The following is a 10,183-nucleotide window of genomic DNA, read 5'->3' as shown; positions in this document are numbered from 1 at the left end:
GCCCGTTGGTAAAGCAGCCTGATACGGCTGAGCCGTGTAATCATTTTTACCGTCTGCATTATAATCCCTCCGGCTGATACTGTGCGGGTGTCTCTTTTGCTGTGGCAGTATGGCTGCGATGGCCTTTTAGTGCCGCACGGATACCGAAAAACAGCATAGCCAGTACCACACTGATAAACAGGGTGCTTAATCCGGCATTGACGTAGTCGTTAACGATCACCTGTTGCATCTGTTCGAGTGTTTTTGCAGGAGCCAGAATCTCGCCTTTTTCTGCTGCAGCCTGAAATTTATCGGCATGCGCCAAAAAGCCAATTCTTGGGTTTTCGCTGAAAATTTTCAGCCAGCCAGCATACAGGGTGGTAATCAGTACCCACGCGCAAGGCAGACCAGTGATCCACGCAAAACGGGCTTTTTTCATCTTAATCAGCACGGTAGTGCAGAGGATCAGCGCCATTGCAGCCAGCATTTGGTTGGCAATGCCGAACAGTGGCCACAGGGTATTGATACCGCCAAGCGGATCTATTACCCCTTGATACAGGAAATAGCCCCAACCACTGACGGCCAGTGTGGTTGCCAGCAAATTGGCCGGCAGCGAGTCAGTATTACCAAGCGGTTTAAAGAAACTGCCGAGCAGGTCCTGAATCATAAAGCGACAGACTCGGGTTCCGGCATCAATGGTAGTTAAAATAAACAGCGCTTCAAACAAAATGGCGAAGTGATACCAAAATGCCATCATCGTTTGCCCACCGAACACCTGCGATAAAATATGTGCCATACCTACCGCCAATGTTGGCGCACCGCCGGCACGAGATAGAATGGTTTGTTCTCCTACATCACGTGCCATTTGAGTCAGCATTTCCGGTGTGATCACAAACCCCCATTGGCTGATCACCCGAGCGGCTTCTTCAGCCGTTGTACCAATCAGTGCCGCTGGAGCATTCATGGCAAAATAGACCCCCGGTTCGAGTACACAGGCGGCAATCAGCGCCATCATGGCAACAAATGACTCCATCAGCATTGCGCCGTAGCCGATCATGCGGGTGTGTGATTCATTCTCAATCATTTTTGGGGTAGTGCCCGAAGCGACCAGTGAGTGGAAACCGGAAATGGCTCCGCAGGCAATAGTGATAAACAAAAAGGGGAATAAACTTCCGGCAAAGACCGGGCCGCTGCCATCAATAAAGCGGGTGATAGATGGCATTTGCAGATCGGGGGCAACAATCACAATACCTAATGCTAAACCGACAATGGTGCCGATCTTGAGGAAAGTAGAGAGATAATCACGCGGTGCAAGCAGTAACCACACCGGCAGTACCGAGGCAATGAAACCGTAAATAATCAGTGCCCAAGCCAGATCTTTTCCTTCCAGCATAAACCAACTGGCGATACTGCTTTGGGCAACATTTTCACCGTAGACAATTGAGAGCATCAGTAGGATAAAGCCGAGCACCGAGATCTCACCGATTTTGCCGGGGCGGATATAGCGCATATAAATGCCCATAAACAGCGCAATCGGAATTGTGGCGGCAATGGTAAATGTACCCCACGGGCTACCAACCAGTGCTTTCACCACGACCAGAGCGAGTACGGCCAATAAGATCACCATGATCATTAAGATCCCGATTGAGGCAATTGCACCGCCCACCGGCCCTATTTCGGCACGAATAATCTCACCGAGTGATTTTCCGTCACGGCGGGTAGAGATAAACAACACGATAAAATCTTGTACCGCACCGGCAAACATCACCCCAACTAAAATCCACAGAGTGCCCGGCAGATAGCCCATTTGTGCGGCTAATACGGGGCCAACGAGTGGGCCTGCACCGGCAATGGCGGCAAAATGGTGTCCAAATAGCACCCATTTATTGGTGGGAACATAATCTAACCCGTCATTGTGGCGCTTGGCTGGTGTTATGCGGCTGGCATCCAGTTCGAGTACTTTGCTGGCAATAAAGCGGCTATAAAAACGGTAGGCGATCAAGTAGCACGACACTGCGGCCACAATTAACCAGATGGCATTAACGGTCTCACCGCGATTGAGGGCGATAGTGGCAAAGGCCAGCGCGCCGATCAGGGCTACGGCGAGCCAGATTGCCCGCTCCTTTAGGGTTTGCATACACACTCCTTGTTGTTGCGTAGGGTATTACTTGTTGCAAAATGAGGTCAGCACCTTTCGGTGTGTTGGTTTTTAACGTTGCAATTTTGTAAACGTAATAGAGGAAAGACAAGCAGAGTTACGTTTTGATGGAAAACACTCAGATGGTGTATTTTTTCCACAGAATGTGCGGATATTTAGCCTTACTTAACCGGTTATGCAGGCTGAATCTGCGTTATATCGAGTTTTAAACGGTATGGGCTATTTTCCCGACGCTTTTCTGTTTCAAAGCCTTGTTGTATTTGTGATGAAGATCTTCTTTATCCCGCCAGATTATTTTCTTGTATGTGATTTTTGTGAACCTAATCGCTTATTTTTATTGCCGAAATTATCTATTTATGCGGCTTGCCGATACAGGGCTAGGCGAAAAATCTTGCGATAAAATCAAGCACAGGCAGAAACAGGGATTGGCATGAATACAATAACGTTTAATTTTGTAGAACGCTGGCTGGTCAATATTCGGTTATTACCGAAAATTGCACTGTTGATGGTCGGTAGTACTTTGCTTCTGCTCGGAAAGCAGCTCTTTGATGCCAATTTATTACAGCAAAGTTTACTGCTGTCGGCACAGCACAATGCAGAGCATCAGGCGGGTGTAACAGCGGTATTGCTGGATAATATGTATTCGACAGGGCAGGACGCAGCACTGTCTGGTGCGTTACAACCGTTGTCGGGGCAAGAAAACGGCGGTGTTTATGTGCTGACACCCAAGGGGCAGTTGTTGGGAAATACCCGTTTTCGTGATCGCGAAAGCTGGCAAAAAGCGGTAGGTGGTTTGTCGGCCGGTTGGGTGAGTGAGGGCAGTCAACAGACGTATCTGCTCAGCCACAATGGGTGGGTTATCGGGGTAGCGCTTGACCGGCAGTTTGCTGATCAGGCGTATCAGGATTTTCTACTACAGATACTCTGGCAAACCGCGGCAATGATTGTGTTGTTTATTGGTTTACTGGTCAGTGTTGTGCGGGTTATGCATAAGCAGATCAATTACTTAACGACCAATATTAATGCGATTGCCCACAAAGATCTGACCTCACCGATAGTGATGCCGTGTCGTGATGAGTTTGGCGATATGGCTCGGGTACTTGAGCAGACCCGTTTGAATTTACACAACATTGTGGAAACTCAAACCTCAACCTCACAGGAGTTAACCGCGATTGCTGAGATGATGTCAGTTGCGATGAGTGAAACCGGTGAGGCGACCAAAGAGGAGTTTGCTGAGATCGATCAGTTGGCCTCAGCAATGAGCGAGATGAGCTCTACTGTACAAAATGTAGCGCAAAATACGGAATTGGCCTCACAAGCGACCACTATCAGTGCCGAACAAGCCAAGCAAGGAGCGCAGTTTGTCGGACGAACTACCGAAGTGATCCGTCAGTTATCGGCAGATATTCGTGAATCGGCTCATGCGGTGAATCAGGTTGAGGAGCGGGTGGGTTCGATTGGCTCGGTAGTATCGACTATTCGAAGTATTTCTGAGCAGACGAATCTGCTGGCGTTGAATGCGGCGATTGAGGCTGCACGGGCAGGCGATCAGGGGCGCGGTTTTGCGGTTGTGGCCGATGAAGTTCGCCAGTTAGCTCAGCGCACCCAGAACGCAACAGTTGAAATTCAGGAGATGATTTCACAGCTGCAAGGCAGTGCGAGTCAGGCCGTTGAACTGATGGAGCAGAGTGTCACCGAAGCGGCAGAGGGAACGGAACAGATTATTCAGGCTGGTAGCGAGTTCAGTAAAATTGAGTCGAGTGTGCTCAGTATCAGTGAAATGAACTTTGAAATAGCTTCGGCCGCTCAGCAGCAAAGTGCGGTAGCGCAAGAGATGAGTAAAAACTTAAGCAATGTGCGTGAGCTGATCTCCGGTTCGGTAACGGTGATGACTGAACTGACTGAAACTGCCGATGCCATGCAGCAGCAGGCGGAAAAATTGCAATCAGAGATCGGTGAGTTTCGTTTTAAGCATGCGTAATGTTGCAGCGTAAAATACGTTGAGTGTAAAAAAGCCCCGTATTCATGGTGATGAAGCGGGGCTTTTTTGTTAGTTTAATCCCTCATTGACGTACTGTTTTTACCGGATTGGATGCCGCCATGCCCCTGACTTCCTCTGTTCTGCCCGCCACTGTGCTGAGTGATTTTTCTGCTGCTAGTCATGCGACTTGTGCGTTATTGCCTGAGCCATTGGCATATGGCGCACAACCGCTGTTGCAGCGCTTAGACCAATGCTTAAAACAGCACTTAGCGCGAGAACTAGAACAGGGTTTAGATCAGCAACTCGATGTGCAATCTAGCCATGTTGATGCCAAAGATCTGTTATCCGCCCTGACAACCTTGTCAGCATCCCATTCCGACTCAACGCTGACTGCGCTGGTTCAGTTGCTGGCACTGTCTGAATTTGCGGCAGAAACCTTACTGATGCAGCCGCAGTTGCTGGTTAGTTTGTGCCACGAGCCACCGGCTTACGGGCGTGAGCGGCAATATCCGGTATTGTTGAGTCAGGTGCTGGTCGGCGTGAATGATGAAGTGACATTCATGCGTGTACTGCGCCAGTTTCGGCGCGCAGAACTGACTCGTATTGCGTGGCTGCAAGTGGACGCGCGAATGGTGGTTGAGAGTACTGTACTGGCGGGTAGCAACCCGCACGATAATGCAGCTTTACAACAGTTGACTGAAAACAGCCTAACTCAGCTGAGTTTACTGGCCGAAGCTTTGATTGTGGGTGCTCGAGATTGGTTGTATCAGGCCGCTTGCCGTGAAATGGGTACGCCGTGCAACGCGCAGGGTGAACCGCAGCCATTGCTGATTTTGGGCATGGGAAAGCTTGGTGGTGGTGAGCTGAATTTCTCATCTGATATCGATTTGATTTTTGCCTATCCAGAAAACGGTGAAACACAAGGCGGACGACGATCACTGGCTAATGCCCAGTTTTTTACCCGCTTGGGGCAGCGGCTGATTAAAGCGCTTGATCACTCCACGGCGGAGGGGTTTGTGTATCGGGTAGATATGCGATTGCGCCCGTTTGGTGACAGTGGCCCGCTGGTGATGAGCTACGCGGCGCTGGAAGATTACTACCAAGAGCAGGGGCGCGATTGGGAGCGTTATGCGATGATCAAAGCGCGGCTGATGGGGGAAGATGGCAGCCGCTATGCGCAGGAGTTGAAACAGATGTTGCGGCCGTTTGTGTTCCGCCGTTACATCGATTTCAGCGTGATCCAATCACTGCGTAATATGAAAAGCATGATTGCGCGTGAGGTTCGGCGGCGTGGTTTGGTGGATAACATCAAACTCGGTGCGGGCGGAATTCGTGAAATTGAGTTTATTGCACAGGTCTTTCAGCTGATCCGTGGTGGCAGAGAACCGGCTTTGCAGGGGCGATCTTTGCTGCCGGCGCTACAGGCCAGTGCGGATCTGGGGCTATTAACTGTGGAGGATGCCGAGCAGTTACGCTGTGCGTATCTGTATCTGCGGCGGCTGGAAAATCTGTTGCAGGCAATTCGTGATGAGCAAACTCAGACGTTGCCGACACAGGATTTACCGACACAGGCACTTGATCGTGCTCGTTTGGCATGGGCAATGCATCATGATGATTGGTCGGCACTGGAGCAGACGCTTAACCGGCACACCAGCGCGGTGCGGCAGATTTTTAGCCAGTTAATCGGCGAAGAAGAGGATGAAAACCGCACTGCCGATGAGCATACTGCCAGTGAACATGAGCCACAGCATTATCTTGAGCTGTGGCTTGGTAATCTGTGCGATCCTGAAACCCGAGTGCTACTTTGTGCTGCGGGCGTTGCGATAGAGCAGCAGGATAAAGTGCAGCGCACAGTGGCAGATTTTCGCCGTGAAATGGATAAGCGAACGCTTGGTCCACGCGGGCGTGAAGTGCTTAATCGCCTGATGCCCCGTCTGCTGGAGGCTGTGTTGACACACCCGCAGGCTGCAGACCTGTTGCCGCGCATTATTCATCTGATGAGTAAAATCGCCACCCGCACTACCTACCTTGAGCTATTGGTTGAACATCGCGCAGCGTTGGGGCATTTGATTACTCTCTGTGCGGCCTCACCACTGGTGGCCGACCAACTGGCACAATACCCGATTTTGCTTGATGAGTTGTTAGACCCAAATACGCTGTATCAACCACTCTCTTTGCAGCACTATCCTGATGAACTGCGCCAGTATTTACTGCGTGTTCCTGAAGAGGATGAAGAGCAGCAGATGGAAGCACTGCGCCAGTTTAAACAGGCGCAGTTGCTGCGCATCGCGGCGGCAGATATTGCGGGAGTACTGCCATTGATGAAAGTCAGTGATCACCTAACCTATCTGGCGGAAGCGATCATTGAGGCAGTAGTACAGCAGGCATGGAGTCATGTCAGTGCCCGTTTTGGTGAGCCTGAGCACCTGCGTGAACGGGGAGGCCGCGGTTTTGCCGTCGTTGGTTACGGTAAGCTCGGTGGCTGGGAGCTCGGTTATGGCTCAGACCTTGATCTGGTCTTCTTGATTGATTGCCCACCCGAGGCTGTTACTCAGGGCGTTCGGCAAATTGATGGTCGCCAGTTTTATCTGCGTCTGGTGCAGCGGATTATGCATCTGTTTGGCACGCGTACCGGTTCGGGGGTTCTGTATGAAATTGATACCCGCTTACGCCCTTCCGGTGCGGCAGGCTTGCTGGTTAGCCCGTTAAGTGCGTTTCATGCCTATCAGCAGCAAGAAGCGTGGACGTGGGAGCATCAGGCGCTGACGCGCGCGCGTGTGGTGTACGGCGATCCGGCATTACGTGCCGGATTTACGCAGGTTAGGCAGGATATCTTATGTCGCTCGCGTAATGAACCGGCATTACGGCATGATGTGCTGACCATGCGGCATAAAATGCAGGATCATCTCTCTAGCCGCGATCTGACTTGGTTTGATTTGAAAGCCGATCCGGGTGGGATCACCGACATTGAGTTTATCGCCCAGTATCTGGTGCTTCGCTTTGCCGCAGCGCAGCCTGCTGTTACGCTCTGGTCTGATAATGTGCGAATTTTTGAACAGTTAGCCCGTTATGGTCTGATGCCTGCCGAAGAAGCGCGTGCTCTGACTGAGTGTTATTGCCATTTACGGGATGAAAATCACCGTTTGGCACTGCTACAACAAGCCGGAAAAGTCAGTGTGGCCGAATTTGTGGCTGAACGACAGCAGGTGTTGGCAAGTTGGAAAACGTGGCTTGCCGAACCTGAAAAATAGCATTCATAGCAGCAAGTGATATTTATAGTCATCATTTACAGTAACCACAAGGGCCTGATTATCAGGCCCTTGTGGTTTTCAGATAGGGTGAAAGGAGTGCACGGTGAAGGGCGTTTATTCACGTATTACGAATACAGTGAAGGCTCACCCTCTGGCCGTGTTTTAAAACGGCGATGCAGCCACATGTACTGGCCGGGTGCCCGTAAAATCTCCTGCTCAACGACCTGATTCATAAAGGCTGCTGCAGCCACTTCATCGTCCATCGGAAAGCCTGGTGTCGCGGGCTGAACCAGCAGGCGGTAACCGCTGTTATCCTGATTACGAATCGGGGCAAACGCGATAATCAGTGGATTGGCCGCTTGCATTAAAATACTGGTGCCAGTGGTAGTAGCGGCTTTTTCTACCGCAAATAATGGTGCAAAGACACTGCGGCGCGGGCCGTAATCATGGTCGGGGGCATACCACATCAATTCGCCTTGGCGCAGGGCACGAATCATTCCCTTGATATCTTTGCGATCGATCATGAATTTATTCGAGCGTAATCGGCCCCACGTTTGCAGCCAGTCGAGCAGCGCATTGTTATTGGCGCGGTATACGCCAACACCGGGGGTATAAGTCCCTAAAATTCGACCACCGAGTTCGAGTGTCAGGAAGTGAACACCAATCAGCAGTACCCCGCGCTTTTGGGCTTGTGCGGCATGAATGTGCTCTAAGCCTTCCACCTGAAAGATATGTCTTATCCGCCAGTCGGGCCAAAACCACGCCATACCGGTTTCCATAATGGCCATGCCTGTTGACACGAAATTTTCGCGTAAAATTTGCTGGCGAGCCTCATGGCTCATCTCCGGAAAGCAGAGTTCCAGATTGCGCTCAGCAATTTTTACCCGACGTTTTCCAACACGCATATACAGACGGCCAAGACCAAACCCGATTTTTCGGATCACTGAATAGGGGAGCAGGGTAACGAGAAACAGGGTGCTGATCCCCAACCACGTTAGCCAATAACGTGGATGAAAAAAGGCGGAGCGAAATTGAGTTTGAACCATGATGCACTTCATAATAAATAACGCAGACAGCTTAGTTTACCCTCATCTGTCGCACCTTGCATGTCTGTTATTTGCCCTTGTGATACACTCGGGCATCATTTGATTATTTTTTGCTGTCTGTGGAGCAAAGCATGAATGTGATGTTGCCTGATTACTCTCGCGCCGGTGTTTTAGTCGTAGGGGATATCATGTTAGATCGCTACTGGCATGGAGCAACCAACCGGATCTCGCCAGAAGCCCCCGTTCCTGTGGTTAAAGTTGAGCAAATTGAAGAGCGTCCGGGCGGCGCGGCTAACGTGGCAATGAATATTGCCTCGCTGGGTGCGCGCTCGCGCTTAGTTGGCCTTACGGGTGTGGATGATGCGGCAATGGCATTGTCGCAGGCGCTCAATGCGGTGGCGGTTGACTGTGATTTTGTTGCTGTACCAACCCATCCAACCATCACCAAATTGCGTATTTTATCGCGCAATCAGCAGTTGCTGCGGTTGGATTTCGAAGAGGGGTTTGATGATATCAACCCTCAACCGCTGTTTGATCGCATTGCCGCTGCGTTGCCGAATATCGGAGCGCTGGTGCTGTCGGATTATGCCAAAGGCGCGCTGAGTGCTGTACAGCCAATGATTCAACTGGCGCGTGCTGCTGGTGTTCCGGTATTGATTGATCCAAAGGGCAGCGATTTTGAGCGCTACCGTGGTGCAACCTTGCTGACACCGAATTTGTCAGAGTTTGAAGCAGTGGCTGGCCGTTGTAAGTCAGAGCAGGATATTGTTGATCGCGGTATGGAACTGCTGCGCCGCTTTGAACTAGAGGCGCTGCTGGTCACGCGTTCAGAAAACGGCATGACGCTGCTGCGTGAAGGGCATGAGCCGTTACATTTACCAACGCTGGCCCAAGAGGTGTTTGATGTGACCGGTGCGGGTGATACGGTGATCGGCACTTTGGCTGCTAGCCTTGCAGCCGGAAAATCGCTGGCGGAAGCTTGTTTTCTGGCAAACGCAGCGGCCGGAGTGGTTGTGGGCAAACTGGGTACGTCAACGTTATCACCGCTGGAGCTGGAAAATGCCATTCGAGGCCGTACCGACAGCGGTTTTGGTGTGATGACTGAACAGAACCTGAAAGCGGTGATGATACAGGCACGTCGCCGTGGCGAGCGGGTGGTGATGACCAACGGTTGCTTCGATATTCTGCATGCTGGCCATGTGTCGTATCTGGAGAACGCCCGCAAGCTCGGTGATCGGCTGATTGTGGCGGTCAATACTGATGCCTCGGTGCAGCGTTTGAAAGGTGAAAGCCGACCGGTGAACCCGTTGTCACAGCGTATGGCCGTACTTGCCGGTTTGGGCGCGGTTGACTGGGTAGTGCCGTTTGATGAAGATACACCGCAGCGTTTAATTGCCTCGGTATTGCCTGATTTGCTGGTTAAAGGTGGTGATTATCTGCCTGAGCAAATTGCAGGTGGTGCGGAGGTGATTGCGGCTGGTGGTGAGGTCAAAGTGTTGAATTTTGAAGATGGTTGTTCAACCAGTAACATTATTGCGGCAATCCGTAACGGACGCGGATAAGCGCGATACGCGGGTTGAGGTAGACGGGTTTGCGCGAATGCTCTAAGTGCGCTAAACCTGTTGTATCGGCAAATGAGCCGCATTTAGCCCACGGTTTTTGTTTTGTAATGACTGTTTTGTCATCACTCCAACGCCATCAGGCTTCCCTTTATGGGAAGCCTCTTTCTTGCGCACAAGGATGTGCCGTATATGTCTATCTTCTCACG

Annotated in this window: 5 protein-coding genes; 3 read left to right on the top strand and 2 right to left on the bottom strand. The window is 51.2% G+C overall.

What is annotated here, in order from left to right; all coding sequences use genetic code 11:
* Positions 1-58: 58 nt before the first annotated feature.
* Entirely contained in the window at positions 59-2,116 is a 2,058-nt protein-coding gene (locus ACRC27_RS10450; RefSeq protein ID WP_438639834.1) for a carbon starvation CstA family protein, read from the bottom strand.
* A 451-nt stretch (positions 2,117-2,567) separates the two neighbouring features.
* Here ACRC27_RS10450 and ACRC27_RS10445 point away from each other — a divergent pair, with 451 nt between their 5' ends.
* A complete protein-coding gene (locus ACRC27_RS10445) occupies positions 2,568-4,118 on the top strand; it encodes a methyl-accepting chemotaxis protein (protein ID WP_438639833.1) in 1,551 nt (516 codons plus the stop codon).
* A gap of 119 nt (positions 4,119-4,237) precedes the next feature.
* Positions 4,238-7,369 (top strand): bifunctional [glutamate--ammonia ligase]-adenylyl-L-tyrosine phosphorylase/[glutamate--ammonia-ligase] adenylyltransferase, encoded by a 3,132-nt coding sequence (glnE, locus tag ACRC27_RS10440; RefSeq protein ID WP_438639832.1) that lies wholly within the window; start codon positions 4,238-4,240, stop codon positions 7,367-7,369.
* Between the two features lie 125 nt (positions 7,370-7,494).
* Here glnE and ACRC27_RS10435 read toward each other — a convergent pair whose 3' ends face one another.
* On the bottom strand, positions 7,495-8,415 hold the full coding sequence (locus ACRC27_RS10435; protein ID WP_438630156.1) for a Kdo(2)-lipid IV(A) acyltransferase: 921 nt from the start codon (positions 8,413-8,415) through the stop codon (positions 7,495-7,497).
* Positions 8,416-8,546: 131 nt separating this feature from the next.
* On the opposite strand from ACRC27_RS10435, the gene hldE reads away from it, so the two are divergent.
* A complete protein-coding gene (hldE, locus tag ACRC27_RS10430) occupies positions 8,547-9,977 on the top strand; it encodes a bifunctional D-glycero-beta-D-manno-heptose-7-phosphate kinase/D-glycero-beta-D-manno-heptose 1-phosphate adenylyltransferase HldE (protein WP_438639831.1) in 1,431 nt (476 codons plus the stop codon).
* Positions 9,978-10,183 lie beyond the last annotated feature (206 nt).

The organism is Plesiomonas sp. (genome assembly GCF_051650925.1).
Classification (GTDB): Bacteria; Pseudomonadota; Gammaproteobacteria; order Enterobacterales; family CAMTGL01; genus Plesiomonas.
Note: the sequence above shows the minus strand (reverse complement) of the source record. Positions and strands in the feature narration are given on the sequence as shown.

Bases quoted from the DNA above. Each gene is read 5' to 3' on its own strand.
- ACRC27_RS10445 (WP_438639833.1), top strand. From the start codon at position 2,568: ATGAATACAATAACGTTTAATTTTGTAGAACGCTGGCTGGTCAATATT.
- ACRC27_RS10450 (WP_438639834.1), bottom strand. From the start codon at position 2,116: ATGCAAACCCTAAAGGAGCGGGCAATCTGGCTCGCCGTAGCCCTGATC.
- glnE (WP_438639832.1), top strand. From the start codon at position 4,238: ATGCCCCTGACTTCCTCTGTTCTGCCCGCCACTGTGCTGAGTGATTTT.
- ACRC27_RS10435 (WP_438630156.1), bottom strand. From the start codon at position 8,415: ATGGTTCAAACTCAATTTCGCTCCGCCTTTTTTCATCCACGTTATTGG.
- hldE (WP_438639831.1), top strand. From the start codon at position 8,547: ATGAATGTGATGTTGCCTGATTACTCTCGCGCCGGTGTTTTAGTCGTA.